Below are 26,523 nucleotides of genomic sequence, written 5' to 3' on the forward strand. Positions count from 1 at the left end.
AGCAATTAAACCGCCTTGCAATAAATTGACAAGGCTAATAGCAAAAATCGGCTAAAGCGATTAAAATAAAAAAATTACCTTAAGTTTTCAAAGCTATGACAACAAAAGAACAAATTATCCAAGAAATTGAGCAACTTTCTGAAAGTGAACTAGAGCAAATATTGATTAATATTCGTCAAATGAAAGCTCAAAGTTTACCAACAGAAACCGAAAATTCAGAAATTTGGGAAGCTTATTTACAAACAAAACCCCAATGGCAGGAGGTATGTAGTCGCCTTGCAAAATCCTAAATTTATCCCCATTGAAATTGTTATTTTAATCCATGATGACCAAATTAAAGAACATGGAGGTAGTTATGGTATTAGAGATCAAGGTTTGCTAGAATCAGCTTTAGCACAACCTGAAGTCACTTTTGGCGGACAATTATTAAATCCAACCTTATCAGCACAAGCCGCCGCTTATCTTTTTTCTTTGGTGAAAAATCATGCTTTTATTGATGGCAATAAACGGACTGCTTTTGAGGTGATGATTACATTTTTAGCCGTTAATGGTTATGATCTTATATTATCTGAAGATCAAGCTTATCAATTAGTAATTGATATTGCTGAAAACAAATTAAATAAAGAACAAATAATATTGATTCTTGAAAAAGCAATTAAACCTCGTATAGTTGAATAATATCAATAAATTTATCAACCTATTAAAAAGGAAAACAAAATGATAAAAACAATTAATAATCTTTCTTTTATTCAACAAAAACTTCTTGAAACTCGCTTAGGAATTTCCTTAAAAACCTTAAGGGAATTTTGTCGAGAGAAACAAATTATCGAACTTGCTTTATTTGGTTCAATTTTGCGAGATGATTTTAACTCAGATAGTGATATTGATCTATTAGTAAAATTTGCTCCAGAAGCTCATATTAGCTTATTAGGAATGATTAAGATAGAAAATGAACTTAAAATATTACTTAATCGAGACATTGATTTAGTTTCTAAAAAAGCAATTGAAAACAGTAAAAACTGGATTCGCCGTTGTAATATTCTTGAAAGTGCAGAGGTAATTTATGCAGAAAGATAAAGAAACAATTTTAGACCTTTATCATGCTTTACAGAAAATTCTTAAATTTACTCAAGGTATGACTTCAGAACAATTTAGTAATGATGAAAAGACTCAATCTTCTGTACTTTATCAACTGGTAATTATTGGCGAAGCTATTAACCGTTTATCTGAAGAATTTAAACAAATATATCCTCAAATTCCTTTTAACGAAATTAGAGGAATGCGAAACCGATTAGTTCACGAATATAATGAAGTTGACTGTGATATTATTTTTGGACTTTGGACAAAAAATTAGATTTAATGAAGCTCACATCAGACCGAAAAAATTAAAATAAGATATTTATATTAAGAGAAATTGAATATTGTCTAATAGCATAATGTCAAATAATAAACTTTCTTTCTCAACAAGTTTGTTCTATAGATTAGAATAAATAGATAGTTTATTATTCAAAATAATATGAAAATCAAAAATAAAAATTACCAAGAAGTTGAACAATTTATTCAAGGTCGTCAACGATTATATCAAAGTCTTGGTTTAAGAAAAGATGCCTTGATGAATTTACTCGATGCTCTTAGTAGTAATCAAGATGCTAAAACAGTCGTGGAATTAAGTTTAAATCCTCTATTTAAACATAAATACCAAAGTATTTATCGAGCAATTGCTGATTTTAATAAAGCGGGAAAAAAGAAATCACAAATCACAAATAAAGCCGAAATATCTAAGATTATTTTAGAGAGTATTCCTCAAAATAATCAGCGAAAGTTTCATCTATTTGGCATTGATGTAACCCCTAATTCACGCCAGTTTTCTCCTACTGTATCTGATAAAACGTTTATTCATCAACCTAACAGTATTAAAGGCAATAAACCCATCAATATTGGTCATGCTTATTCTTGGCTTTTTTACTTACCTGAAAAAATATCTAATTGTGATGCTTCTTGGACAATTCCTTTATCAGTTCAACGAGTAAAAAGCGATGAAAAAGATGTTTCTGTTGCTCATAAACAGATTAATAAAGTTTTGACAGATTCATTATTATTTAAGATAATTCTATCAGTTATTGTCGTAGATTGTCTTTATAGTCAAAAAGATTTTATTGGCAAACAAGTTCTTAATCAAGATCGACTTGTTGTCACCAGAGTTAAAAGTAATCGTGTTTTTTTTCGTCCTTTTGTCAAAGATTCTTCTGAGTTAAAAAGTGGACATCCACGTTGGTATGGTGATAAATTTGATTTAAAAGATTCAACTTCTTGGCATCCCCCTGATGATTTAATTCAAACTAATTTTACTACGAAACGTGGTAAATTATTAAATGTCAAAATTAAGGGTTGGAATAATATGTTAATGAAGGGAACAAAGGAACATAAATTGCATGATTATCCCTTTACATTATTGGAAATTACTGTTACTGATCAAGAAGGTAATTCTATTTGGAAACCAATGTGGTTAATTGCCATTGGTAAACGCCGTAACGAATTAACTTTGCTTGAAATTTATCAATCTTATCGTCAACGTTTTGACTTGGAACACTTTTTCGATTTGGCAAACAAAGATTATTAATGAACGACTATTTAACCTCTCATACAAGTTATGAAGAAAACTGGATGAACCTAATTTTAATTGCTTATATTCAATTGTGGAATGCAAGGAATTTAGCTGTTTGCTTACCCCGCCCTTGGGAGAAATATTTGCCTAATTTTCGTGAGAGTAAGATTACCCCAGTGCTGTTCAGAGAGACTTTTATAGAATTATTAGCACCATTGAGATCAATTCTAATTTTCCCAAACCCCGTGGTTATTCTTCTGGACGGAAAAAAGGTGAAATACAAGTGAAAAGACCACGTTATCAGGTTATAAAAAAGAATCAAAAATGTCAACAAAATAGCTAAATTGCTGTTAGAAACGACTGTTAATTAATCTTTTTTCCCCTAAAATTATTTTAGGTTAGTTTTACTTTGTCTATTTTTTTATCTTCTATTTTAACCTCTACCAATTTCTTTTTGTCCAAAGTCCAACTGTGAGACACAAACATCATTATTTAGCAGAATGGGTTGATACAAAGGAGCAATTAATGTTAGCTTATCAAGATAGACTTTTAGGTGATCCTTCTGAAAATATTGAAATAGCTATTAAACATTGTCAGGATATTTTAGAACTTATTGATCAAGATGAAATGCCAGAAATGTATGCTAATTTTAAACATAGTTTAGCTTCTCTTTATCTTGATAGAATCGAGGGTGAAAAAGAGGAAAATATTGACAATGCAATCGCAAATTATAATCAGCTTTTAGCATTCTAAGTGCTTATGCAAAAAAAATTACTCATTTACAGAAAAAGCGCTAAACTAAAAGTGGAACAAGTAAAAAAGAAACAATCATGAGATTTATTCGAGGATTAAGTGGAGACACACAAAAGATGCTTGAGCGGATTCAAAACTCAAGTAAATCTGCTCAGGTAAGAAAAAGAGCTAGTTGCATCTTGTTAAGTTATCATGGTTTAAAAATTGAGCAATTAGTCTTGATTTTTAAGGTGACAAGAAAAACAATTTTTAATTGGTTCACAGCATGGGATAATTACCAATTAGTTGGCTTATATAATCAAAAAGGAAGAGGAAGAAAACCAAAATTAAAAGAAGAACAAGAGGTTCAAGTAAAGGCATGGGTAAAAGAAGAGCCAAAAAAGTTAGATAAAGTTAAAGAAAAAATTGAAAAAGAATGGGGAATAAAAGTTAGTAAAGACACCATCAAAAGAATAGTAAAAAAAAAAGGAATGAGATGGAAAAGGGTGAGAAAAACGGTAAGAGGTAAAGCTCAAGATTGGGAGCTAGAAGTAAAATTACCGAAATTACAAGAATTAATTGAACTAGACAAAAAAGGGGAAATAGACTTAAGATATTTAGATGAAAGTGGGGTCAGTTTAATTCCAACTGTGCCTTATGCGTGGCAAGAAAAAGGGCAAGAAAAATTACTGTTAAGTAGCCAAAGTAAAAGAAAAAATATTTTGGGAATTATGAATCGAAGAAATGAAATATATTATGAGATCTATGAAGGAACAATCAACAGTGATCTGTTGAATAAAGCAATAGATAAATTCAGCGAAAATTTAAGTAAAAAAACGGTAATATTAATGGATCAAGCCTCAATTCATACCAGTGAAAAAATCTTGAACAAGCTTGAAGAATGGGAAAAGAAAAATTTACAAATCTTCTGGTTGCCCCCTTATTCACCCCATCTTAATTTAATTGAAATCTTATGGAGATTTATTAAATATGAATGGATTGAATTATCAGCATATGATAGTTGGGAAAATCTTACTAACTATCTAAAAAAAGTCCTTGATTTATTAGGAACGGAATATGTAATTAATTTTGCTTAGGTACTTATCAGGAAATAAATGATTTAGAAGAAATCGCCTCTATTCATAATCAATTAGGGATCGCTTATCGTAATCGAATTAAAGGAGATAAACCAGAAAATTTAGAAACAGCAATTAATTATTATCAATTAGCGTTAGGATTTTATAAATCTTATGAGTTTCTTAATGATTGGGCAATGGTTTCAATTAATTTGGGTAATATTTATGCTGATTTGAAAGTTAATAAAGTAGAAAATTTAAAAAAATCTATTAGTTATTATCAAGACGCATTAACAGTTTATACTTATGATCAATATCCTGAAGATTGGGCATTAGTACAAAGTAATTTAGCTTTAAGTTATAGTGAATTAAAACAGATTAATCAAGCAATAGATTGTTGTCAATTAGCATTAGAAATTTATACAATTAACACCTATCCTGATGAATGTCGCCGTGTTGGTATTAATTTAGGAGATATGGCTTTAGAAAATCAATTATATGATCAAGCAATCAAAGGTTATTCTTTAGCTATTGAAGCATCAGAAAAAGTTTATAATTGGACAAAAAAAGAATCTAATCGTCACAAATTTTTCCAAGAAGATCAGGAAATTTATCACAATATGATTAAAGCTTGTATCTCTGCTAATAAAATTGACTTAGCTTTACAATATTTAGAAAAAACTCGTTCCAGAAGATTAATTGAAATATTCTCTAGTAATGATGTTACTACGATCAATAATGATAATATCTCAACAGAGATGTTAATGTATATTGAACAATTTGAAGCTTTACAAAAAGATATAGATCAAGAGCGTTTAAAAACTAATCAATCTAAGTTAAATCAAAATAATCAAGAATTAGTTGCTAATAGTCGTGCTGTTTTAGAAAGTCTTAATGAAAATATTGAATTTTTAGAAACTCAAAAGCAAAAATTATGGCAACAAATTAGAGAATTAGATCCTGTTTTAGCGGGAAAAATTAAACCAGCAGATATAAATTTACTAACTATTCAAAGTTTAATTGATGATCAAATAACTGCGATTTTAAGCTTTTATATTACAGAAACAAATAGTTATATTTTTGTGATTAAAAAAGATGAAATAAATTTACATTCTCTTAAGACTAATAATTTACAACAATTAATTAATGATAATTGGTTAACACCCTATTTAGAATCTTGTGATCTAACTAAAACTAAGGAAGAAAGAGAAAAATTAAAATTACAATGGCGTAATAATATTGAACCTTTTTTAAGAGATTTGTCTCAGTTTTTAGAAATAGATAATCTCATTAATCATCATCTTTTAGGCATAGAAGAATTAATAATTATTCCCCATCTTTATTTACATCAAATACCCTTTTCTGCTTTACCTATTTCTCCTCTTGTCTGTGGGGGCGGGGGTGAGGGCTATTTGGGAGATAAATTTTTAATTCGTTATATTCCCTCTTGTCAAATTTTAGAATTTTGTCACAACCGCCCACTATTAGAAAATAATTTGGTTTATGGTATCGTAGAAGATGCCACAGAAGATTTATATTTTACTAAATTTGAATGTGAGCAAATTGCTAATTTATATCAAATTAATCAAGATTTAAGACTGAAAGGAAAACAAGAAGCAACTGTTAATAATTACCGTCAATTATTACAGGAAAAAAAGGTAAATGTTTTGCTATCTTCCCATCATGCTTCAAGTCGTTTAGATAAACCTTTAGAATCAAAATTAATCTTAGCAGATGGTGAAATAACTTTAGGGCAATTAATGACTCCTGCATGGCGATCACCTGAGCTTTGTGATGTGTTTTTATCCTGTTGTGAAACAGGTTTAACCGTAACAGAAATTACCGATGATCCTTTAACCTTATCCACTGGTTTTTTATGTGCCGGAGCGAGAAATGTGGTTAGCACATTATGGGCAGTAAATGACTTAGCAACCTCCTTATTTTCCATTTTTTATCATCGTTATCGTCAAGAAGGAGCTACCCGTGTATCAGCATTACAACAAGCACAAGATGAATTAAGAAATTTAACAGCCGAAACTTTAACTAAAGTTTATCAACCGCAATTAATAGACTTTTTTCAAAGTCAATTTACTAATACTAATCAATGTTATAAACAAGCAAAAGAAGAATTAAAACAATATGAAAAAAATACAATTGAATATAAACAATGTTATCAAAAAATGAAACAATTTGGAACAATTGCTGATAAAATGAGAAAAGTAAAATCTGAGATTGTTAATAATATTTCTCTGTTTTGTCAAGAAAATCAACCATTTTCTCATCCTTATTATTGGGCAGGTTTTATTTGTTCAGGATTAAGGTAAATTGATTTATTTAATTAGCAATTTTTTTACTTGTTTCTAACTCGAATTCCCATTCTTCTTGATCATAGTCAATAATAGCAAAACCGTATTCACCAAAGAATAGTATAGGCAGTTTGCAGATCACATTTTAAAATTTTCGCTACTAACCCGCCCGATCTTATCCTTTATTGGTACAGATGTCCTAAAGTATAAATCATTAGCTTTACGAGAGAGTGTCAAGAGATTAAAACTATTATCGTCATCTCCCTTGAAAAAAATCTAAAAAAATTTTTCTCAAAATTTGCATAAAAACAGAAAAACCCACTGGTTAATAGGTGAAACTTAATTTTATTGGAGAAACCAGTGATGAAATCAGCATTTTTATCTTTATTCTTACTTTTAACTGTAACTCAGGTTAGTTATGGGGCAATCAATCAACCAATTTTAACTACTGATTTAAGCTTAATACCCCAGTTAAAAGAAGATTTTAAGACCATTAACAATCATTCTAATCAAAATCAAGATGATGAAGATGGAGAGCCTATTGTACCAACTTATTAAGTCCTTTTCAATCCCATTAAAATCGGAGATTTTCCCTTTTGACTAAAATTCCCGACTTTTTTGAGAATAGTTGACATTCTCTTTAAAGTGAGATAACTTAGATACAGATAAAAAAGTAGATTTTGCCAAAACAAAACCTCTTATTGCTCTTATTGCTCTTATTTTACTTAGATTACAGTTTGTAAGAGAGTAAAATTAGGTGTTTGAGTAGCAACTGTGCCAAAAGTTCCCTTAAGCCGATGATACTCAAACGCCAATTAATACAGATTAATTTAAACTTTCTATGAATAACTTTATTAATTTAGAAATTGTGTTAAAGATTCATACTAAACAAATTGAAAAATTAAGAATTAATGATTATAATTTAACTTTAAGTAATCAGTTATTAAATATACTCTTATAATTTATAATATGTAATACCTCAACACTGGAGTTAAAAATGACACAGACTTTTACAGCAAGAGTTTTTCCTGAAGGAAAATGGTTTGTAGTGCAATGTTTAGAAATAGATATTGCTAGTCAAGGGGAAACGGAAATTTCTGCTTTAAATAATCTTCAAGAGGCTTTAGAGTTACATTTTAAGCCTCCTTGTGCCACAATTTTACCTAAATTAGAAAAATTAGCAATTGAAAGGGGATGAAATATGACTACTTATTCAATTAAAACTAAACTAACAGAAACCGGAAAATTAATCCTTGATCATTTACCTTTTCAAAAAGGAGATGAAATTGAAATAACTATTAATAAAAGTAATTCATCTTCATTAAAATGTAATGATGAAATTTGGTTAGCTTATTTACAATCAGAACAAGAAAGAGAGGAGGTTTATCAACGTCTTGCCGACTCCTAATTTTCTGAATTTAGAAATTGTGTTAAAGATTCATACTAGACAAATTGAAAGATTTGGAGGTACTAATGGACTTCGAGATCAAGGGTTATTAGAATCAGCTTTAGCACAACCTCAAGTAACTTTTGATGGACAACTCCTTCATCCTGAAATACATCAACAAGCAGGAGCTTATTTGTATCATTTAACAATGAATCATCCTTTTATTGATGGTAATAAAAGAACGGCTTTTGCGGTTATGGATACTTTTTTAAGAATCAATGGTTACAATTTAACTTTAAGTAATCAGTCAGCTTATAATTTAGTTATAAGAGTTGCTAAGCATCAAATTAGTAAAGAAGATTTAATTTATTTTTTACAAGAAAATATTACTATAAATTTATGAACATCCACACAAAATTAGAAAACACCCGTCAACTCCTCAATCAGTTAGGAAACGCCGTTTCTAACTTGGTTAATTCTTCTCCTGATGTCTTTGAAGATGAGACAATTAAAAGGAGTTTAGATGATTTCCGTAAAGCCCACGATGAAGCAACTCAACGCCTTGATACTTTATCTATAGCGACTATTGGCACAGTTTCATCGGGTAAATCCACTATTGTTAATGCTTTGATGGGGCGGAGAATCGCGCCTATTGAAGCAGGAGAAATGAGTGGCGGTGTTTTAACTTTAAAGCATTCTCATGAGCGTAAATTAATTATAGAAGCTACTCCTGAAGCGGTTTGGGAAACGGGCAAATGGACTGGTTTAAGTGATGATGAGCTTTACAATAAAATTCAGGTGGTAATGCACAGTTACCATGAAACAAGGAAGAAAAAAGAGTTAATTGCTCCTCAAATTAAGGCTTTTGCTCCTCTTTTTCCGGCTAATGATTTAAGTTTATCAGGGCTTCCTGAAGGTGTAGGAGTTGAATTTTTAGATTTACCCGGACTAAAATCAGTACAAGATCGGGATAATTTAGCAGTAATTCAGCCTTTAGTTGGTAAAGCTTTTAGTTTAGTTGCTCTTGATTATATGCAGGTAGATGAGCAACACAGACAAAAACTATTAGGAGAATTAAAGCGAGTTGTAGAATATTTACAAGGGCGTACAGATTCCATGATTTTTATTTTAAATCGGGTGGATAATCGAGGCTCTGATGATTTACCGATGGAGGTACGTTTAGAGAAATTAAAACAGGAAATTAAAGAGGTTTTATCTTTACCAGAATTACCTGATGTTATTCCTTTTAATGCTCGTCTTTTATATTATGCTCAATGTGCTTGGGGTACAACTGCTTTAAATACAGAATCTAATATTAATCCAGAAGTGAGATCAAAATTATTAAAATCAATGTTTCTTGATTGTGCTACGGTAATTAAAGATAATACTTCAGGCGATCGCAATTTAAGAAATTGGTTTAGAGATATTGAGGATAATCTTGAAGATGGTATTTTTATTAATGATGAAACAATGCAAGAACTTTTAAACTATGCTCTAAAATGGAGTGGTGGTGAAGCTTTGTGGAGTTGTATTAGAAACAGGATTCAGGAATCTTTCTCAGAATTAGTATTAATTCCTGCTTTATTTTCTGTATTTGAAAGTTATGATGCTTTTTCAGCATCACTTAATACTTTAATTGCAACTCGTAAAATTTACAATCAAGAAAAAGTTGAAAGCGAAAGAGAAAAAATTGCTAACATTAGGAGAGATTTAGAAAAGAGTTGTAAACAACATCAAAACGGTTTTAATACTCAAACTGGTGAAATTATAGAAATTATCAAAACTCATCAACCCGAAAGTGACATTAAAGCTTACCAATATGCGAAAAAAAAAGGAATTAAAGAGGAAGCAATAGCAAAAATTATTGATGCTGTTAGAGATATAGAGAAAGACTTAAATAACTCTTTAATTCTTTTAGTACAAAATGCTTTTAAAAATAATTCAGGAGTTTATGAGCTTAAAGAAGAATTAGCTAAAATAATTTCTCCTAAAATAGCAGAAGATGTCTCCCGACAATATGATCATGTTAGCCGAAGATTAACTAATTTTTCTGGTGAATCAGATATTTTTGTTAAAAAAGTTGAAGCTAGTGATCAATCAGCAGTTAAAGAACTTGAACATGATGAGCGTTATGTTAAGTTACTTTATCACACTATGCGACAAGCAATTACCACAAGAGCCGAATTTTTGCTACAAGGAAAAGCAAAATTATTTCAAGATTTTTTATCATATTTAGTTGACAATTTTCTTAATGAATTGCAAGACAGTTTATCTAAATATGGCTTATCTGAGATTAATTTAGATGAAGCAGTCTTTACTGATTTAAAGAAAAAATTAACAGAAAATCCACCAACTTTACCAGAAAAGTTTTTTGATTTTCCAGTTGATATAAAACAAAAAAAGAAAATAGAAAATAAAGTTGTCGGTCAAGGAACAAAACAGGAAACTTATCAAGAAACTGAATATGAAACTTATACTTATTATAAGGATAAATCCTGTTTTCAATCACCAGAGCAAAAAACAGGTACACGACCAGTAAAGAAAACAAAAACAAGAAATGTTCAATATGATATAAGAAAAGATATTGAATATCGTGAGCTTTGCTTACCTTCACCGGATTTAATGGCTCAACAATGGGCTAGTGGAATTGAAAAAGGTAAAGATGAATTATGGAATATCTTGAAAAAATGGATTATTGAACGCTTAAAAGAGGTTAATCATCTTTTTCAAGAATCTGTTATTGATATTACTGATTTAGCAGATCGGGCTTTAGAAAAACAATTAAAAATTATTGAACAGAATTTTGAGGAGGAAAAAGAATTTTGGCGTAAGTTTGAATTTACTAAAGATGAGGTAAATTTAATTTATCAACAGTTAAAACAAAATTTTAACTGATTATTTAATCAAAATAGGTTTTCATCTAATTCCCTTATTCTCGATTTTAATTGCTTATGATATTATCCACTAATTTGTATGTTCTAATTAATCAAGTATCAACACAAGTCAATGATAAGCTTACGAAAAATAAAACTAACACATTTTATGACGCTTTTAATTATGCAATTGAGGAGTGGTGTAAAAGATTAGAAACTGTCAAAATTTTGAATTTTGCATCAAAAAATACTGATGATATTACTGTCAAAGTTAGTAATGAGGATGTAAAAAAATTAAGTAAGTACATATATAAAGAATGGGATTATAAGGAAATTATTGAAAAAGTTACATTACGCCGTCCTTTTTATTCTTTGTTTAAACCAATTTTTAAATTACTTAAAATAGGAGAGTCACAAGTGAATTTTATCGTACTTTTAGCTTTTGTAATCGTAGCAGTTTTATTTTTAGCTTATATTCTTAATAATAAGCAAAAAGAAACTACTGACCTAGAAGATTCAGAAAACCTTAATCAAGCTGATATTCGACAAGATCAAACCTCTAAAGTTGAGCCTATTGTATTTCAACCAAATCCAGTACAAAAATCTTTGATTTTAGTAATTCCTGCTGAAAAATCTTACTTAATTGAATTATTAATCAACAATCAAACAGTAAGACTTACTAAACAAGATTGTTCTAATTTATATAATGCTACTAGATATTTATGTTTAGATATTCCTGAAAATTTATCTCGTCAATTATCTAGTATCAATAATGAATTATTTGTAAAAGAAGGAGAAGAAAGCGCATCTGATATTTATTTTGTAAAAATAGACAATATCAATGCAAAAGAACAAGGTTTTCAACCAAATGCTAATAAAAATGTGAAAACTAATGCTTTTTATAGATTAGTTAATTTACAAGCTATGGTAACACCAAGATACCGCCTAGAAGCTTACCAAAATTTTAATGTTTATTAACAAAAAGGAGTCAATCAAATGTTACAAAATATCACTTTATTAATGAATGATCCGGCTATTGTTCAAGGATTATCAGATGGTACTTTAGTTCGTTATGGTAGCATGATTCGTTATGCCGCAGGTACTTCTGTCGGCGGTGAATCTGTAGGAGGTCACATTTTTAAAAACTTATCAGAAGCCTCTGGTTTAACTAGCAAATTAGCAATGATTTCAGCTAATCCAGTAGTAGGCGGAATTGCCGTTGCTGGTGACTTAATTGGACATGGTATCAATTACCATAAATTACTAGGAATTGATAAAAGATTAATAGGCATGGAAAAAACACTAGGGCAAGTAATGGGCTTAAGCCAAATTGCCGCAGGTGCAAGTGTTTTAAACTTAGGAGTAAGTATAGCCGGATTTGCTTATATGGGCTATCAACTCCATAAAGTTCAACAAAAATTAGGCGTAATTCAACAAACAATGGAAACAGGATTTCAACAAGTTGAATTAAGTTTACAACGTCTTGGTGATCAAATGACAGAAGGTTTTACAGTTGTTTTAAACGGTTTAAATCATCTTGATAACCGTTTAGATACAATGTCAGGACAACTAAATTATTTATATTTATTAGTAGAAGATAGTCGTCAAAAACAAAATAGTTTAGCAAAGGGAATTTCTAACTTACATAAAGCCATGTTAATGAAAGAAATTGCCCATTTAAAAGCAGAATTAGACGACTTAAAACGCTTCCCTAATGAATCCCCAAGACAGGCATTAAAAACCGCTTCTGCTGTGCGTTTATTTCTGGGTAGTGAAGCAATGAGATCAACCCCAGAATTAGATGCAGAATTAATGTTAAATACTGATGTTTCTATACAAGGTTGGGCTGTTGCCACCGCTACGGAAGCACAATTATTATTAGAAATCGGACAACATCAAGAAGCACGACAATTATTAGCTGAAGAAGTGCCAAAATTTCAACAGGTAGCTAATAGTTGGGGTAAGGAATTAATTAATCATAATAATTCGGCTTTAGCTACGGCTTATCGTTTTGAAGGCTCACCTTTTAAAGATTATATTACTCAGGAAAGAATACAGAGAATTAAACAAATTTCTCCGGCTGATCTTAACTTAAATGATGATCAAATTCGCCGAAAAAAAAATGAAGTTGAAGTTGAGTTTCAAATGTCCTATTCCCCTGAAAGATATAATCAAACTTGGCAACATCAGCAAATAGCGATCACCGAATATTTAGACACATTAAGCGAATTAACCGCCCGATTAGATAGTTTACAATCTTTTGCTCAATTATGTGAAGAAAAAGGCGTTAAAAGTAGCAAAGAATTATTACCCGATGCTAATGTAAAAGCGGGATTATATTTGTTACCTGTAGATTAATTTTATAGGGTGGGTATTTTTTACATAAGTTAACTTTTAATAATTTAATTTTCTAAAAATGCCCACCCTACAGTTATTGATTATGTTATAATAAAAATATTCAATACTTATTCAGGTATTTAAACTATGCAAATTATTCAAAGTAAAGCCAAGATTAAAAATGGAAAAATTATTCTTGAATCTCCGCCTCAAGAATTACTAAATAATCAAGAAATTGAAGTAGTAATTATTTTAAAAGAGCCTAATAAACAAGAGGAATTTAAAGAAGCACGTCAAGAAATGCAAACTGCATTTAAAGAAGTAGGAATCGAAACCCGTGAACAAATTTTTGAGCTTATTCGGGAGGTAAAATTAGAATTAATGAATGAACGCAATTAATGAAAAGAATCTTTTTAGATACCAATGTTTATATTATCGGACAATTACAACCTCAATCTGATGAAGAAATAATTTTAAGTTGGTTGGGATTTTATCAACCCCTTAAAAAGAGTAAGATTCAAGTTATCATATCACAAGAATTGATTAACCAAATTTTAAGAGTTTCTAAAAGGGTGCAAGGTAAAGATTGGGGTAGTAAAATAGTAGATCAAATTTGGTATAACCTCAATTGTATTTTTATTCCTGAAACTGAAGAAATTAAAAGAGAAGCTAATCAACTATTAGTTAATCAATTAATTCCTAGAGAGGATATTTATATTTATTTAACGGCTAAATATGGAGAAGCCGATTGCTTTATATCTGGTAATCGGGAATTAATTAAAACTATTGCTGATTTTGAATGTATTACGGCTGACAATTTTATTAAAAAATATCTATCAAAAAACTTTTAAGCATGATGATAATTCTCTTTATTCTATCAATCAAATATAATCTAAATTTAATTTTTATTTCAAAACTATATTAACTTTTTGATAAGCGTGTAAACGCCACATAATTAACTCTGGAGGTAGCCAATTTAAACCGTGATTTTCTTCTTCATTTCTCTCAAAAATTAACACTTTTTGCCAATATTCTAAGGCTTCTTTTTCTTTGCCTTGTGCTTCTAAAATTTGTGCCATTAAACAATTATTTACCGGTTTATGAGGATTTAGTTGTAAAGCTAACTGTATATTGGTTAAGGCTAAATCTAATTCATTTTTTAATAAATAAGCCCAAGCTAAATTTTTCAATAAATCTGCTTTGACTAAATCATCTTTGACTGTCTCTAAGATGGAATTAATATCTTTAATTCCTTGATTAATATTACCATCTAAAATATTTAATCTTGCTAAATTACAAAGGGCTGAATCTGAAGCTTTTTTATTTAAAGATACGGCCATTTGATAATGTTTTTTTGCTAAATTATTTTGTTGTAACTGTTCATAAGTTGAACCTAAATTATAATGAGCCGCCGCTAATTTTGGGTTTAAATTACAAGCTAATTTTAAGTTAAATTTAGCGGTAAATAATTCCCCTTGACAATAACTTTCATAACCCGATTGATTAAGATGTTTAGCTAATTGGTGATAAAACTTCGGGTAATCTTGTAACAAAAGATTAGTTCGATCTAATTCAAACTGTTTACATTGATGTAAAACCCACTGTTTAAAGCTAAATGCCCCCACAAATTGAGTAGATTCACCCTTAGTTATTTGTTCCACTAAAGACTGTTTTAAAAGGGAAGCTAAAGCGATCAGTAATTCCGATAAATTTTCACCGGAAACGGCCTTTTGAATTTGGTCTAAACTAAGGGGAGTTTCTGTTAAGGTCAAAGTGTATAAAATTTGAGTTTCACAAGGAGATAAACTATCAAGTTCTAAAGGTAAAAAAGGTTTAATTTCATTAGTGGGAGTATTCCCCGTTGCTAATTGACCAAAATGATCTAAATATTTTTGATATTCCTCCATTAATTGTTGTTGAAGACGAGTTAATTTTCCCGGCCCTCGCCCCGGAATTTGAAATTTTTTATAAATTTCTCCTAATCTTTTTTGGATCGCTTCTCTTGTTACTTCTAACTTGGAGGCGATCTCATCTACATTTTGACCTTTTAAGGCTTCTTCTAAAGCTTCTAACTCGGTTTGGGAAACGCCAAGACGTTTAGTGACATTCTTAAGAAAATCTTGAGGAATCATAAATTTTAATACTCATAAATTTTAATACCTTTACTCCTTGGAATTAATCATCAATCAAAATAGTGAGATCAATTCTATTGGTCAAATTATCTGACTAAATATTATAACACATTCAATGACAAAAAGGATTGAACAGTTCATATAAAATGAGATTATCCAAATATAGATAAATTGACCTGATTTCTCAATGTGCAAAAACAGCTAGTTGAAAAAATGTTAAATTAATTCTTACATCGGAGTTAAGCTTAGGCGATCATGGGTGAGGTTTAAATAAGAAAGCTGATTTTGACAAACCCAATTGAGAAAAGTACCTTGAGGCACGGGATTTTGACAGAAAGAGGATACTGCTTGAAGGTATTGGTGCTGAGTAGTTTTAGAGTTGATGAGTCGTGGTAAATGAGATTTGAGAGAGGTGAGAATTTCACTATCAATTTCAGTTCTAAAGACTGTAACATTGCCAATAGGATCAAGAACAAAGAAAAAGCAATCTTCATCTTCAATCATTTTTGTTAAAACTACTTTCATCAGTGGGTTATTAGGATTAATCAGAACATTGTAAAGGGCAAAGCCATAGAACTCAAAGGAAAAATGAATAACCTCATAATTTTGCGTTCCTAAAAGGCAATGTCCAAAACGCAAACCTTGGTCGGATATTTCAGAGGAAATCGGTTGTTCTGGTCGCAGGGCGACAAATGCACATTCTTGATTTTTCACTTCGACTAGGCCAAGTGCCAAACAAGGGGGTTGTGCCTGAACGAAGTCACTCATAAATGAGCGATTAACAATCAAATGGGGTAATGAAGGAGATGTCATTGTAATGAAGATATAAAAAATCTAATTATAGGATCAAAATGTCTGATCTGAAAAATTTAACGAGGTTAGAAATTAAGTTAAGACTTAAGTTGGTTTTACCCAACTCAAGTTTTGTTTACAAAATTAACGATTTTGTTGTAATCTTTGTTTTAATTGAAGAATGATGAAATAGGCTTTAGAATAGCCTTGATTAGAAGCAGAAACTAACTGATCAATTAGTTCAGTGGTGATTTGTTGATCTAACCAATGAATGAGATTTGCCCGTTCTAATTTCTGCTGTTGACTAATGTTACCAAAAAACTCAAACATTCCTAACTTTTGAGGATTATTTGTCATTGTTTCTTCCCATTTTTCCAAAGTTAATTGATTAACTTCACTCATACTTTCTTGATGATTTTCTAATAGTTCATTGACAGTTTCAAGACTACCAAGATAAATTTTATTTTCCTTTCTGTCTAAGACAATAGCATGGGTAGGAAAGGTATCATCCGAGCCTAAATCAATGGTATTAGCTAATAAATTAATAGCAATGGTGGGATGCTCAATCAAGGGTTCAAATACTCCGTAATAACTGAAGGTTGTGCCAAAACTACCATCAGTCCAGAAGGGTTTGGAAGTTTCGTAGGTAAGCTTAATAAAGCGTTGGGTAGAGACAATCCCAATGGTATCGCATAACATTGGTGGTAAGGGTGTTTGAAATTGAATCAGTTGATTAAGCATAATGATTTATATTTTTTTGAGTGTGTAAAAAGGAAAAAGGCTACTCTTTTTCAATCACCAAAATTCGAGTTTTAACTCCTGTGGGACGATCGCTGTTTAAGAATGTGCCATCGGGTAAACTTTCATTGAAGTAACATTTATCCGATAGCCAGTGACGAAAAAGCTTGTAAACCTTTTGGGAACTAAACTCAACCGATTCAGGTACAATCACTACCATGCGTCCACCATTGAGTAACAAATTATAGTAATGATAAATATGTTCTACTTCTAAGCACTTACCGAAGGGTGGGTTAGCAATAATGCGATGCCATTGAGGATCAGTGAGTTGAAAACAGTCATTGGTAATGACGTTAAAACCTTTGAGTTTAAGAAGTTCCCGTAAATCACAGTTAATCTCACAAACGTCAAGGTTAATATTGACAACATCCTCAATAGCTTGGGCAAGATCCCCTTTCCCAGCCGTTGGTTCTAAAACTTTCATTCCTTCCTCTAATAAGGCTAGTTGAACCATTTGCTGACAGATTAATTTGGGAGTGGGGAAATAGTAGGGTATTTTCCTCCCAATTAAATCATATTCTAACTGTTTAATTTGTGACTCAATTGGATTAACGGGTTGGGGTTGAGGTAAGGAGAGTAAAGCCTCGATCGCCTTGAGAACTGTTTGAAGATTGGTGAGTTTAGCTTTGTTCAGGCGTTTAATCTCGTCGGTATTGTAACCGTTGCGATCGTCAAAGAAAGATTGGATCTCACCGTCTAGCCACTTACCAGAATGGAAAATCTGAAGTTGTTGTAATTGGGATTTGGTGGTAATTTTAGCTAAAATATCAGGTAACGTCCCATCCTCAGAAGCGTCTGCCATCGCATAAAGCCACGATTGGATTTGCTGTAGTTTTTCCCCTTCCTGAATGATTGAACGAGTGATCCTAGCACGACGGGCGGTAGTGCGTTGATTAGCAATGGGCGGGTTAAGTTTGTCTTTGATTTTAGCCCTCATCGAATCAGCTAAATCCCTTAAGCGTTGGGCTTTATGAGGATTAGGAAATTTGAGGACAGTAGGGTTAAGATCCGGTGTTAAGTCAAACAGTGAAAGTTGCATAAGTGATTCCTCAATTGTGTCACTCATGCCTATTTTTTATCAATTAAAATAATTAATAGTCATGGTGATTATTGGTGTTGTTCACAATTGAGCGTAGCTCCTTTCAAGAAAGTTTAAAAATCAGCAAATTCTGTTTTTTTAAATAAAAATTAAAATTAATTAATTGAGCCAAATTTTAATTATTATTAAACAGAAAAAGTACGATTACAGTCCTTACATTTTTTTCTACCATTACCCCAGTTAATGATATTTATTCCTTCACAATGTGGACAAGTAAGTGTTGGTTGTGGGTAGTCCATTTCATAGAGATTATCAAGGTATTGTGCCAACTGTTGGTGGTGTTGGTAGTTACCTACATGACTTATGCCCGTAGCATTGTAGGTGCTTGTAGGTGGTGAGGTTGGTGTAGGTAAATGTGGGTGAGACTGTTGGTGATTTCCTAATACCAATTGATTAGAATTAGGGGTAGCTAACCAATTGGTTAAGTCAGGTATTTCTGCTAAATTATCATCAATCAAACAGGGGCGATTATTATTAGCTAAATATTGATTAACTGCTTCCCAATAGTGATAATTAGCTGAGTTAAATTTCGCATTATTTAGTCTAACTTTTGCTTCTTCTAAAGCATGACTATTTAATCTAATTTGATTGATACTTTTTCTAATATCACCTTCCCCTTCAAAGCCCAAAGGTTTTACATTGAATTGATGGCAAAGTATGATAATTCTAATGTTAACTTTACGGGCTTCTCTTAGTAATTCTCCCATGTAATCAGATAGCCCTTTTTTCTTTGCCCAACTGTTATATTCATCAAGAATTATTGTCATTGGTGGATTAACTTTTGGATTCTCATAATCATCTAATTGGTATCTATTTGTCATCTCATGATGAATAGATTTAATAACACCTAAACAACTGAGATTATGCTTTCCAGTGAGCAACTGATTAAACGGAATTAAAGGTTCTTGCTCAACTTCAGCACCATAATTCCTGCCTTTTCCACAAATTAGATCCGCCGTAGGGAAATCTCCCGATTTGTAATGGGGAGCAATCGCAATGGTAAAACCGCTAAAAATAGAGCCTAACCATTGAGCAAGAGTGCTTTTACCACTTCCGGGTTTACCGATGACGGCGAGATTAGGAAATTCATCTTTATTTTTAAAGTTATTCCAGTCAAACAAAGTTAGGTGATTATGGTTAGTAATAGTTAGATGATTACTATTAGGAATAAGCTCATTAGATTGAGAATGAGTTAAATTTTGTTGGTTATGATTTGGCTCAGGTTTAACTTCAACCTCATCAAACATTTTCATTATAGAATCAAGGTAAGAAGGTTGATGCGTTTCTGGTTCTTGAGAAAGAAAAGGTTGAGTATACTTCTGCTCATTGAGATATTGACTAACACCAACTCTCGTAATTCTGTCTTCTGTTTTGAGATAATCCTGACCTTGTAATTCTTTTTCTATTGTTTCTAAAGGTTTAGTTAAAGTAAGACAAATTCCTGAAGAAATCGCACCAATCACTAAACTCCATAATCTTAATGTTTTGTGAGCATTTTTCTCAACGGGAATAATCATTAAAGTGGTAATGGAAATAGTCAGTAATAAAATAGAAATGAGATTGAGACTAATTTTGCTAATAGTTAAACTGTGGTTATGTTCATCTTGGACTTTGGACAAAAAGAAATTGGTAGAGGTTAAAATAGAAGATAAAAAAATAGACAAAGTAAAACTAACCTAAAATAATTTTAGGGGAAAAAAGATTAATTAACAGTCGTTTCTAACAGCAATTTAGCTATTTTGTTGACATTTTTGATTCTTTTTTATAACCTGATAACGTGGTCTTTTCACTTGTATTTCACCTTTTTTCCGTCCAGAAGAATAACCACGGGGTTTGGGAAAATTAGAATTGATCTCAATGGTGCTAATAATTCTATAAAAGTCTCTCTGAACAGCACTGGGGGTAATCTTACTCTCACGAAAATTAGGCAAATATTTCTCCCAAGGGCGGGGTAAGCAAACAGCTAAATTCCTTGCATTCCACAATTGAATATAAGCAATTAAAATTAGGTTCATCCAGTTTTCTTCATAACTTGTATGAGAGGTTAAATAGTCGTTCATTAATAATCTTTGTTTGCCAAATCGAAAAAAGTGTTCCAAGTCAAAACGTTGACGATAAGATTGATAAATTTCAAGCAAAGTTAATTCGTTACGGCGTTTACCAATGGCAATTAACCACATTGGTTTCCAAATAGAATTACCTTCTTGATCAGTAACAGTAATTTCCAATAATGTAAAGGGATAATCATGCAATTTATGTTCCTTTGTTCCCTTCATTAACATATTATTCCAACCCTTAATTTTGACATTTAATAATTTACCACGTTTCGTAGTAAAATTAGTTTGAATTAAATCATCAGGGGGATGCCAAGAAGTTGAATCTTTTAAATCAAATTTATCACCATACCAACGTGGATGTCCACTTTTTAACTCAGAAGAATCTTTGACAAAAGGACGAAAAAAAACACGATTACTTTTAACTCTGGTGACAACAAGTCGATCTTGATTAAGAACTTGTTTGCCAATAAAATCTTTTTGACTATAAAGACAATCTACGACAATAACTGATAGAATTATCTTAAATAATAATGAATCTGTCAAAACTTTATTAATCTGTTTATGAGCAACAGAAACATCTTTTTCATCGCTTTTTACTCGTTGAACTGATAAAGGAATTGTCCAAGAAGCATCACAATTAGATATTTTTTCAGGTAAGTAAAAAGCCAAGAATAAGCATGACCAATATTGATGGGTTTATTGCCTTTAATACTGTTAGGTTGATGAATAAACGTTTTATCAGATACAGTAGGAGAAAACTGGCGTGAATTAGGGGTTACATCAATGCCAAATAGATGAAACTTTCGCTGATTATTTTGAGGAATACTCTCTAAAATAATCTTAGATATTTCGGCTTTATTTGTGATTTGTGATTTCTTTTTTCCCGCTTTATTAAAATCAGCAATTGCTCGATAAATACTTTGGTATTTATGTTTAAATAGAGGATTTAAACTTAATTCCACGACTGTTTTAGCATCTTGATTACTACTAAGAGCATCGAGTAAATTCATCAAGGCATCTTTTCTTAAACCAAGACTTTGATATAATCGTTGACGACCTTGAATAAATTGTTCAACTTCTTGGTAATTTTTATTTTTGATTTTCATATTATTTTGAATAATAAACTATCTATTTATTCTAATCTATAGAACAAACTTGTTGAGAAAGAAAGTTTATTATTTGACATTATGCTATTAGACAATATTCAATTTCTCTTAATATAAATATCTTATTTTAATTTTTTCGGTCTGATGTGAGCTTCATTAAATCTAATTTTTTGTCCAAAGTCCAATTAGTTAAAGAGCAAAGTTTTACATGGTCAGAAATGATGAAATTACCCCAATCTGAGTTTACGGCTGACTTTCACTGCGTTACCCGTTGGTCAAAGTTAGATGTGAAGTGGACGGGGATTAAAATTACTGATTTCCTCAACTTACTAGAAATTGAACCGACTACTACCCATGTGTTACAGCATTGTTACGGCGGTTATACTACTAATGTTACTTTTGCTGATTTTAAACGTGAGGAAAACTTTTTAGCGATCGCACTAAATGGGGAAGTTTTATCTCAAGAAAGAGGTTATCCGATGCGAAGTGTAATTCCCCATCTATACGCATGGAAAAGTGCGAAATGGTTAAATGGATTAGAGTTTCTGGATCATCAGGAATTGGGATTATGGGAAAAAGCAGGTTATCATCATCGAGGGGATCCATGGCAACAACAGCGTTATGGAGGCAAAAAAGACTAATATTGAACCGTTACGGGGTCAAGACTACGCCACAAATACCATGTGGCCACGGTGCGATAAGGTTTCCATTGTTGGGAAAAAACTTTGATTTCCTCAATCGTCATATCGCCATAATGGAGTTTAATTGCATTGATTAAACCTAAATCCGTTAATGGTAGAATATCAGGACGGTGTAAATGAAAAATTAAGAACATCTGAGCCGTCCATTGTCCAATTCCTTTAATACTGGTGAGTTGTTTCATTACCTCAAGATCGCTCATTTGTGGCCATTGTTGAGGAGTTAAAATATTTTGCTCAAAAGCGATCGCCACATTAGTAATATAATTAATTTTTTGACGAGATAATCCACATTCTCTTAACATTTGTTCTTCTAATCTTAAAAAATGCTCTGGAGAAATTGAATTAAGTTTTGTTTCTAATCTACTCCAAATTAGATCGGCAACTTTGATAGAAATTTGTTGACCAACGATCGCTCTGGTTAAAGTATGGAAAGGATTATGATAATTTTTTAAAATACAATCGGGATAAATTTTAATTAAATTACTTAAAATTGTATCTTGTTGATGAAGAAAATTAATCGCCTCTTGCCAATAAAAAGGAGTCATCTTATTTCAATAAAATAAATGATGTGGTTGCCACCAGCCAGAAGGAATGAGAATACCTCCCAACTGTTTGACTTGTTCCAAAGTAGTTAAATAAGCCCAAGCATCGGTTATTTTATGACCTTTTTGATCAGAAACAGGAATTAAAGATCTTTGGTAAAAATCATCCTCAAATTGATCTAAAATTTCTAAAACAGTTTGATCATCAAAAGATAATAAAAAGCCTTGAACTTTTGATTGACCTTTAATCATAGCCGGATAACCTAATGATAAATCATACAATTCTCCATTAGCAAAACTTTCTTTTACATTAATTACTTGATGTTCAATTATGTGATAATTTACTTGATTAGGTTTGAGAGTTCCATAAACAAAAATATTGATCATTCTTCTAATTGTAAAAAAAAATTACCAAATACCTAAATCTTCCATAAATTCTTTGATTCCCCTGTCTAAATCTTCAAGAGCTAAATCTAAATTAGGATAACTGCTTTCACCCTCATAAACTGTACCGCCTTCATTATATGCTCTGACAAAGGAAGATGTATTATAATCCTCGCCTATTTCGATACAGCCTTCTTCCTCCACAAAGCGAGTAAGATGAGGGTATTTACTTTCAAATTGAGATTCGGTTTTTTTAGTCATAATTAATCTATTATTATTTGTCAAAGTTTAAGCACTAAATTATAATCATTAATTTATCATAACAGAACCAACTTTTGCTAAAATTTTTGCTGTCATTGAAAGTAAAATAAATAAAAAGTCCAAATAAATTAAATCAAAAACAAGATTATGAGTGAATATCAATATTACGAATTTCAAACGCTAGAGTGCTCGTTAACAGCAGAGGAAAAAGCTCAAATTAAGAAATTATCTTCTCGTGTTCAATTGAGTGGAAAAAGAGCCATTTTTGTATATAGTTATGGGGATTTTCCAGCCGATGAAAAAGAGATATTAGAAAAATATTTTGATGCTTTATTTTATATTGCTAATTGGGGAACAATTCAGTTAATGTTTCGCTTTCCCAAAAAGTCAATTGATCTACCCCAAATTAAAGCTTATTGTTCAAAAGAAGTCAAAGAATTTTTGAATATTTCCGTGGGAAAAGAGCATCTAATTTTAACAATGACAGTTGAGCAAGAAGATAGTTTTGGATGGTTAGAAGGAGAGGGTTATCTTGATTCATTAATTGGTTTACGAGATGAGATTTTACAACAAGATTATCGCTGTTTATATTTAATGTACTTAAAAGCGATGTCTGAGTTGATGGAAGTAGATCAATCAATATTAGAACCACCAATTCCCCAAGGATTAAATCAATTATCTCCTGCATTAGAAGCATTCATTGAACTATTTAAGATAGAGGAAAAATTAATTAAAATTGCTTCCCAATCAAGTCAAAATTTAAAAGAAAGATCGGATCAAGATTTACAAAAAGCAATTCAAAAACTGACAAGGCTTGAATGTGATGAAATCTTATTTCAATTAGCCAAAGGCGAAACAGCAGTCAAAGCAATACTCTATCAAAAATTATCAAAAAATTTCTTATCTCAAGATAAAATTCAAGAGAAAAGAAGTGTAAAAAGTTTATTAAAAGAAGCAGAAAATCAAAGAATCCAAGAGCAATTAAAACAAAAACAAGAAGCAGAAGCACAACGTATTAAAGCCTTAGAAAAATTAGCTCAAAATGAACAAGAACTATGGCAAGAAGTTGACAAATTAATTGTAACAGGAACATCAAAATCTTATGATTCTGCTATTAGCTTATTAAAAGAACTTTATCAGTTAGCTGTCTATCAAAATAAAGTAACCTTTTTCAACAGTCAAATAGAACAAATACGTCAAAAATATCGCCGTCGTTCAGGTTTGCTTCATCGGTTAGAAACTGGTGGTTTTTTATCTTAATACATGAGGTATTTTTGCTCTATTTTCTAATAAAAAATAACTAGATAATTACATTTTAAAGTGATGATTCGTCAAGCAACTTTAGCCGATTTAAAACCAATTTATTCACTCTATCAAAAAGTGATCTCAGCCAATCCTAATAATTTAATGCAAGGAATAGATGAAATTTCTATTTCTTATGTTCAAGAAATGTTAAACAATGGGTTAAAACGTGGCTTAATTCTCTTATTAGAAAAAGACTCCTCTTTAATTGGTTATTTAAAAGCTTTTACTTCCCCTTATAGACGTTGCGCCCATGTGCTAACTAACACCACTATGATGATTGATCCTCAATGGCAAAATCAGGGTTATGGTAGTCAATTAATGAATGCTTATTTAACAGAAATTAAAACAAATTTGCGTCATATTTATCGTTTTGAAGTATTACCTTTTGCGAGTAATCAAAAAGCAATTAATTTCTATGTTAAACATGGTTTTGTTATGGAAAATTCTAGCCGTGATAAAATTAGAAATATTAAAGGCAATTTTGAATCTGAAATGATTATGGCTTGGTTTAATCCTAAATTTTCCCCAGAAATGTTAGAAAAATACCATCTTTTTCTTCAAAACTTTCAATAAATAGAATTGGTTTTTGATTCAATTTTAAGCAATGATTCCTTTGCTTGATTGTGTTTTGCCCGATCGATCACCCTGATCCCATATTCCAATCACATCAAAACTGTAATTACAATCATATCTATTCATTTGTCAAGTCACTGTAATATTTCTTTACAATGCGTTACATTAGTTAATAACACCGAACAAACAAAACTTAAGGATCAATCCTCAATCATAAACATTGATTCAAGAAAAACAATGAATAACATTTCCGTTGGTACAATTTTTGGGATTCCGGTAAAGATTAATCCTTCATGGTTTTTAATCTTAGCCCTCGTTACTTTAAATTATGGAGGAGATTTTGCCCGATTTCCTCAATTAAATGGAATTACACCTTGGTTATTAGGATTAATTACAGCTTTACTCTTATTTATTTCTGTATTGGCACATGAATTAGGACATAGTTTAGTTGCCATGAGCCAAGGGATTAAAGTAAGAGAAATTACCCTCTTTTTATTCGGTGGATTAGCTAATTTAGAAGAAGAATCTAAAACCCCTTTACAACAATTTTTAATTGCCATTGCCGGCCCTTTTGTTAGTTTTTTGATTTGGGGAATATTAACAATTTCCGGAGGTATTTTTGACCTATCTTTACCGTTCAATGCTATCATTTATACTACCGCATCTGTAAATTTAATTTTAGCAATCTTTAACTTAATTCCGGGCTTACCTCTCGATGGTGGCAATATCTTAAAAGCAATAGTTTGGCAAATTACAGGTAATGCTAATCGAGGAGTTATTTTTGCCAGTAGAGTGGGGCAATTATTCGGATGGGTAGGGGTAATTGCAGGTATTTTAGGTATACTTAATATTCTCCCTGTGGGTAATTTTTGGACTCTATTAATTGGCTGGTTTTTATTACAAAATGCTGGTAATTCTGCCCAATTTGCCACAGTACAAGAAACCCTTGAACAATATAAAGCTGAAGATGCTGTCATTGCTGATAGTCCGATCATTTCTGGTGATTTAACTTTACGGGAATTAGCCAATAATTATATCATTGGTCAGAATAAATGGCAACGGTTTTTAGTAACTGATGAAAATGGTAATTTATTAGGGGCAATTAATGTGAATGATTTAAAATTAATTAACACTTCTGATTGGAATATTACCTCAGTTAAAGAGTTAACTAAACCCATTCCTAGCACCAGTATTATTAATAGTAATCAATCCTTATTAGAGGCGGCTAAACAATTAGAAATGATGGGCTTAAAAGAGTTAGCGGTAGTTTCTGAAAATCAAGGTTTAATTGGTTTATTAGAAAAAACTTCGATCCTCTCTTTTTTACAACAAAAAAAAGTTACTTGGGCTAATCATACCACTATTTAATATTGTGTAGTTGATCTTAATTAAGATAGCTTTTCTTTTTCTAAAACCTTGATCTTTTTTGATCAAGGTTTTAGTATTAATATAATTAG

28 protein-coding genes and 2 pseudogenes are annotated in these 26,523 nt (G+C 31.1%); 21 read left to right on the forward strand and 9 right to left on the reverse strand.

The window, feature by feature from the left end:
• The first annotated feature begins 95 nt into the window (after nt 1-95).
• The 17 genes and pseudogenes from Anndu_RS10020 (at nt 96) to Anndu_RS10100 (ending at nt 14,167) form a co-directional block, all read left to right on the forward strand.
• Nucleotides 96-290, forward strand: coding sequence for a DUF2281 domain-containing protein (locus tag Anndu_RS10020; RefSeq protein ID WP_464101069.1), 195 nt, complete (start codon nt 96-98; stop codon nt 288-290).
• Entirely contained in the window at nt 277-678 is a 402-nt protein-coding gene (locus Anndu_RS10025; RefSeq protein ID WP_464101070.1) for a type II toxin-antitoxin system death-on-curing family toxin, read from the forward strand. The genes Anndu_RS10020 and Anndu_RS10025 overlap by 14 nt, the downstream gene beginning before the upstream one ends.
• A gap of 39 nt (nt 679-717) precedes the next feature.
• Nucleotides 718-1,077: a nucleotidyltransferase family protein gene (locus Anndu_RS10030; RefSeq protein ID WP_464101071.1), complete on the forward strand. Its 360-nt coding sequence runs from the start codon at nt 718-720 to the stop codon at nt 1,075-1,077.
• The gene (locus tag Anndu_RS10035; RefSeq protein ID WP_464101072.1) at nt 1,064-1,354 is read left to right on the forward strand and encodes a HepT-like ribonuclease domain-containing protein; all 291 of its coding nucleotides are present in this window, start codon (nt 1,064-1,066) and stop codon (nt 1,352-1,354) included. The genes Anndu_RS10030 and Anndu_RS10035 overlap by 14 nt, the downstream gene beginning before the upstream one ends.
• A 162-nt stretch (nt 1,355-1,516) precedes the next feature.
• A pseudogene (locus tag Anndu_RS10040) lies at nt 1,517-2,948 on the forward strand (NF041680 family putative transposase).
• 128 nt (nt 2,949-3,076) lie between these two features.
• The gene (locus tag Anndu_RS10045; protein ID WP_464101073.1) at nt 3,077-3,358 is read left to right on the forward strand and encodes a hypothetical protein; all 282 of its coding nucleotides are present in this window, start codon (nt 3,077-3,079) and stop codon (nt 3,356-3,358) included.
• A 77-nt stretch (nt 3,359-3,435) separates the two neighbouring features.
• Nucleotides 3,436-4,434 carry an IS630 family transposase gene (locus Anndu_RS10050; RefSeq protein ID WP_464101074.1) on the forward strand — a complete coding sequence of 333 codons (999 nt, stop codon included), beginning with the start codon at nt 3,436-3,438 and terminating at the stop codon, nt 4,432-4,434.
• 176 nt (nt 4,435-4,610) lie between these two features.
• Nucleotides 4,611-6,737, forward strand: a complete 2,127-nt coding sequence (locus Anndu_RS10055) for a CHAT domain-containing protein (RefSeq protein ID WP_464101075.1) — start codon at nt 4,611-4,613, stop codon at nt 6,735-6,737.
• Nucleotides 6,738-7,082: 345 nt separating this feature from the next.
• A complete protein-coding gene (locus Anndu_RS10060) occupies nt 7,083-7,277 on the forward strand; it encodes a hypothetical protein (protein WP_464101076.1) in 195 nt (64 codons plus the stop codon).
• Between the two features lie 439 nt (nt 7,278-7,716).
• Nucleotides 7,717-7,917 (forward strand): type II toxin-antitoxin system HicB family antitoxin, encoded by a 201-nt coding sequence (locus Anndu_RS10065; protein WP_464101077.1) that lies wholly within the window; start codon nt 7,717-7,719, stop codon nt 7,915-7,917.
• Between the two features lie 3 nt (nt 7,918-7,920).
• Nucleotides 7,921-8,127, forward strand: a complete 207-nt coding sequence (locus tag Anndu_RS10070) for an SH3 domain-containing protein (RefSeq protein WP_464101078.1) — start codon at nt 7,921-7,923, stop codon at nt 8,125-8,127.
• Nucleotides 8,114-8,509 carry a type II toxin-antitoxin system death-on-curing family toxin gene (locus Anndu_RS10075; RefSeq protein ID WP_464101079.1) on the forward strand — a complete coding sequence of 132 codons (396 nt, stop codon included), beginning with the start codon at nt 8,114-8,116 and terminating at the stop codon, nt 8,507-8,509. Before Anndu_RS10070 ends, Anndu_RS10075 begins: the two co-directional genes overlap by 14 nt.
• On the forward strand, nt 8,506-11,001 hold the full coding sequence (locus tag Anndu_RS10080) for a dynamin family protein (protein ID WP_464101080.1): 2,496 nt from the start codon (nt 8,506-8,508) through the stop codon (nt 10,999-11,001). Before Anndu_RS10075 ends, Anndu_RS10080 begins: the two co-directional genes overlap by 4 nt.
• A gap of 56 nt (nt 11,002-11,057) precedes the next feature.
• Complete coding sequence (locus Anndu_RS10085) at nt 11,058-11,957, forward strand: hypothetical protein (protein WP_464101081.1); 900 nt, start codon at nt 11,058-11,060, stop codon at nt 11,955-11,957.
• A gap of 18 nt (nt 11,958-11,975) precedes the next feature.
• The gene (locus Anndu_RS10090; protein WP_464101082.1) at nt 11,976-13,337 is read left to right on the forward strand and encodes a hypothetical protein; all 1,362 of its coding nucleotides are present in this window, start codon (nt 11,976-11,978) and stop codon (nt 13,335-13,337) included.
• Nucleotides 13,338-13,463: 126 nt separating this feature from the next.
• On the forward strand, nt 13,464-13,715 hold the full coding sequence (locus Anndu_RS10095; RefSeq protein ID WP_464101083.1) for a hypothetical protein: 252 nt from the start codon (nt 13,464-13,466) through the stop codon (nt 13,713-13,715).
• On the forward strand, nt 13,715-14,167 hold the full coding sequence (locus tag Anndu_RS10100) for a PIN domain-containing protein (RefSeq protein WP_464101084.1): 453 nt from the start codon (nt 13,715-13,717) through the stop codon (nt 14,165-14,167). The genes Anndu_RS10095 and Anndu_RS10100 overlap by 1 nt, the downstream gene beginning before the upstream one ends.
• A 54-nt stretch (nt 14,168-14,221) precedes the next feature.
• On the opposite strand, the gene Anndu_RS10105 is transcribed toward Anndu_RS10100, so the two are convergent.
• From Anndu_RS10105 to Anndu_RS10130, 6 genes and pseudogenes are all read right to left on the reverse strand, one after another.
• The gene (locus Anndu_RS10105; protein WP_464101085.1) at nt 14,222-15,448 is read right to left on the reverse strand and encodes a hypothetical protein; all 1,227 of its coding nucleotides are present in this window, start codon (nt 15,446-15,448) and stop codon (nt 14,222-14,224) included.
• Nucleotides 15,449-15,676: 228 nt separating this feature from the next.
• Nucleotides 15,677-16,216 (reverse strand): hypothetical protein, encoded by a 540-nt coding sequence (locus Anndu_RS10110; protein ID WP_464101086.1) that lies wholly within the window; start codon nt 16,214-16,216, stop codon nt 15,677-15,679.
• Nucleotides 16,217-16,384: 168 nt separating this feature from the next.
• Entirely contained in the window at nt 16,385-16,981 is a 597-nt protein-coding gene (locus tag Anndu_RS10115) for a hypothetical protein (protein ID WP_464101087.1), read from the reverse strand.
• 40 nt (nt 16,982-17,021) lie between these two features.
• Nucleotides 17,022-18,077: a DNA methyltransferase family protein gene (locus Anndu_RS10120; RefSeq protein ID WP_464101088.1), complete on the reverse strand. Its 1,056-nt coding sequence runs from the start codon at nt 18,075-18,077 to the stop codon at nt 17,022-17,024.
• A gap of 185 nt (nt 18,078-18,262) precedes the next feature.
• Complete coding sequence (locus tag Anndu_RS10125) at nt 18,263-19,756, reverse strand: transposase (protein WP_464101089.1); 1,494 nt, start codon at nt 19,754-19,756, stop codon at nt 18,263-18,265.
• Nucleotides 19,757-19,867: 111 nt separating this feature from the next.
• Nucleotides 19,868-21,300, reverse strand: a pseudogene (locus Anndu_RS10130) (NF041680 family putative transposase).
• 218 nt (nt 21,301-21,518) lie between these two features.
• Between Anndu_RS10130 and Anndu_RS10135 the strand changes: the two are divergent.
• Nucleotides 21,519-21,941 carry a molybdopterin-dependent oxidoreductase gene (locus tag Anndu_RS10135; RefSeq protein WP_464104068.1) on the forward strand — a complete coding sequence of 141 codons (423 nt, stop codon included), beginning with the start codon at nt 21,519-21,521 and terminating at the stop codon, nt 21,939-21,941.
• On the opposite strand, the gene Anndu_RS10140 is transcribed toward Anndu_RS10135, so the two are convergent.
• Genes Anndu_RS10140 through Anndu_RS10150 form a run of 3 tightly spaced genes read right to left on the reverse strand, consistent with a single transcriptional unit; the run spans nt 21,938 to nt 23,188 of the window.
• Complete coding sequence (locus Anndu_RS10140) at nt 21,938-22,546, reverse strand: DNA-3-methyladenine glycosylase family protein (protein ID WP_464101090.1); 609 nt, start codon at nt 22,544-22,546, stop codon at nt 21,938-21,940. The two genes, Anndu_RS10135 and Anndu_RS10140, sit on opposite strands and share 4 nt — an antisense overlap.
• A 6-nt stretch (nt 22,547-22,552) precedes the next feature.
• Entirely contained in the window at nt 22,553-22,930 is a 378-nt protein-coding gene (locus tag Anndu_RS10145; RefSeq protein ID WP_464101091.1) for a gamma-glutamylcyclotransferase family protein, read from the reverse strand.
• Nucleotides 22,931-22,951: 21 nt separating this feature from the next.
• Complete coding sequence (locus tag Anndu_RS10150; RefSeq protein WP_464101092.1) at nt 22,952-23,188, reverse strand: hypothetical protein; 237 nt, start codon at nt 23,186-23,188, stop codon at nt 22,952-22,954.
• A gap of 147 nt (nt 23,189-23,335) precedes the next feature.
• On the opposite strand from Anndu_RS10150, the gene Anndu_RS10155 reads away from it, so the two are divergent.
• From Anndu_RS10155 to Anndu_RS10165, 3 genes are all read left to right on the forward strand, one after another.
• A complete protein-coding gene (locus Anndu_RS10155) occupies nt 23,336-24,448 on the forward strand; it encodes a hypothetical protein (protein ID WP_464101093.1) in 1,113 nt (370 codons plus the stop codon).
• A 63-nt stretch (nt 24,449-24,511) separates the two neighbouring features.
• A complete protein-coding gene (locus tag Anndu_RS10160) occupies nt 24,512-25,066 on the forward strand; it encodes an N-acetyltransferase family protein (protein WP_464101094.1) in 555 nt (184 codons plus the stop codon).
• 237 nt (nt 25,067-25,303) lie between these two features.
• The gene (locus Anndu_RS10165; protein ID WP_464101095.1) at nt 25,304-26,434 is read left to right on the forward strand and encodes a site-2 protease family protein; all 1,131 of its coding nucleotides are present in this window, start codon (nt 25,304-25,306) and stop codon (nt 26,432-26,434) included.
• The last annotated feature ends 89 nt before the right edge of the window (nt 26,435-26,523 follow it).

It is taken from the genome of Annamia dubia NIES-4383, from assembly GCF_055394725.1.

Excerpts from the sequence above, each read along its gene's own strand:
- Anndu_RS10105 (WP_464101085.1), bottom strand. The coding sequence starts at position 15,448 with ATGATTCCTCAAGATTTTCTTAAGAATGTCACTAAACGTCTTGGCGTT.
- Anndu_RS10145 (WP_464101091.1), bottom strand. The coding sequence starts at position 22,930 with ATGATCAATATTTTTGTTTATGGAACTCTCAAACCTAATCAAGTAAAT.
- Anndu_RS10085 (WP_464101081.1), top strand. The coding sequence starts at position 11,058 with ATGATATTATCCACTAATTTGTATGTTCTAATTAATCAAGTATCAACA.
- Anndu_RS10160 (WP_464101094.1), top strand. The coding sequence starts at position 24,512 with ATGATTCGTCAAGCAACTTTAGCCGATTTAAAACCAATTTATTCACTC.
- Anndu_RS10030 (WP_464101071.1), top strand. The coding sequence starts at position 718 with ATGATAAAAACAATTAATAATCTTTCTTTTATTCAACAAAAACTTCTT.
- Anndu_RS10050 (WP_464101074.1), top strand. The coding sequence starts at position 3,436 with ATGAGATTTATTCGAGGATTAAGTGGAGACACACAAAAGATGCTTGAG.
- Anndu_RS10135 (WP_464104068.1), top strand. The coding sequence starts at position 21,519 with ATGATGAAATTACCCCAATCTGAGTTTACGGCTGACTTTCACTGCGTT.
- Anndu_RS10070 (WP_464101078.1), top strand. The coding sequence starts at position 7,921 with ATGACTACTTATTCAATTAAAACTAAACTAACAGAAACCGGAAAATTA.
- Anndu_RS10165 (WP_464101095.1), top strand. The coding sequence starts at position 25,304 with ATGAATAACATTTCCGTTGGTACAATTTTTGGGATTCCGGTAAAGATT.
- Anndu_RS10140 (WP_464101090.1), bottom strand. The coding sequence starts at position 22,546 with ATGACTCCTTTTTATTGGCAAGAGGCGATTAATTTTCTTCATCAACAA.
- Anndu_RS10100 (WP_464101084.1), top strand. The coding sequence starts at position 13,715 with ATGAAAAGAATCTTTTTAGATACCAATGTTTATATTATCGGACAATTA.
- Anndu_RS10095 (WP_464101083.1), top strand. The coding sequence starts at position 13,464 with ATGCAAATTATTCAAAGTAAAGCCAAGATTAAAAATGGAAAAATTATT.
- Anndu_RS10110 (WP_464101086.1), bottom strand. The coding sequence starts at position 16,216 with ATGAGTGACTTCGTTCAGGCACAACCCCCTTGTTTGGCACTTGGCCTA.
- Anndu_RS10115 (WP_464101087.1), bottom strand. The coding sequence starts at position 16,981 with ATGCTTAATCAACTGATTCAATTTCAAACACCCTTACCACCAATGTTA.
- Anndu_RS10080 (WP_464101080.1), top strand. The coding sequence starts at position 8,506 with ATGAACATCCACACAAAATTAGAAAACACCCGTCAACTCCTCAATCAG.
- Anndu_RS10020 (WP_464101069.1), top strand. The coding sequence starts at position 96 with ATGACAACAAAAGAACAAATTATCCAAGAAATTGAGCAACTTTCTGAA.
- Anndu_RS10055 (WP_464101075.1), top strand. The coding sequence starts at position 4,611 with ATGGTTTCAATTAATTTGGGTAATATTTATGCTGATTTGAAAGTTAAT.
- Anndu_RS10090 (WP_464101082.1), top strand. The coding sequence starts at position 11,976 with ATGTTACAAAATATCACTTTATTAATGAATGATCCGGCTATTGTTCAA.
- Anndu_RS10035 (WP_464101072.1), top strand. The coding sequence starts at position 1,064 with ATGCAGAAAGATAAAGAAACAATTTTAGACCTTTATCATGCTTTACAG.
- Anndu_RS10120 (WP_464101088.1), bottom strand. The coding sequence starts at position 18,077 with ATGCAACTTTCACTGTTTGACTTAACACCGGATCTTAACCCTACTGTC.
- Anndu_RS10065 (WP_464101077.1), top strand. The coding sequence starts at position 7,717 with ATGACACAGACTTTTACAGCAAGAGTTTTTCCTGAAGGAAAATGGTTT.
- Anndu_RS10150 (WP_464101092.1), bottom strand. The coding sequence starts at position 23,188 with ATGACTAAAAAAACCGAATCTCAATTTGAAAGTAAATACCCTCATCTT.
- Anndu_RS10155 (WP_464101093.1), top strand. The coding sequence starts at position 23,336 with ATGAGTGAATATCAATATTACGAATTTCAAACGCTAGAGTGCTCGTTA.
- Anndu_RS10060 (WP_464101076.1), top strand. The coding sequence starts at position 7,083 with ATGAAATCAGCATTTTTATCTTTATTCTTACTTTTAACTGTAACTCAG.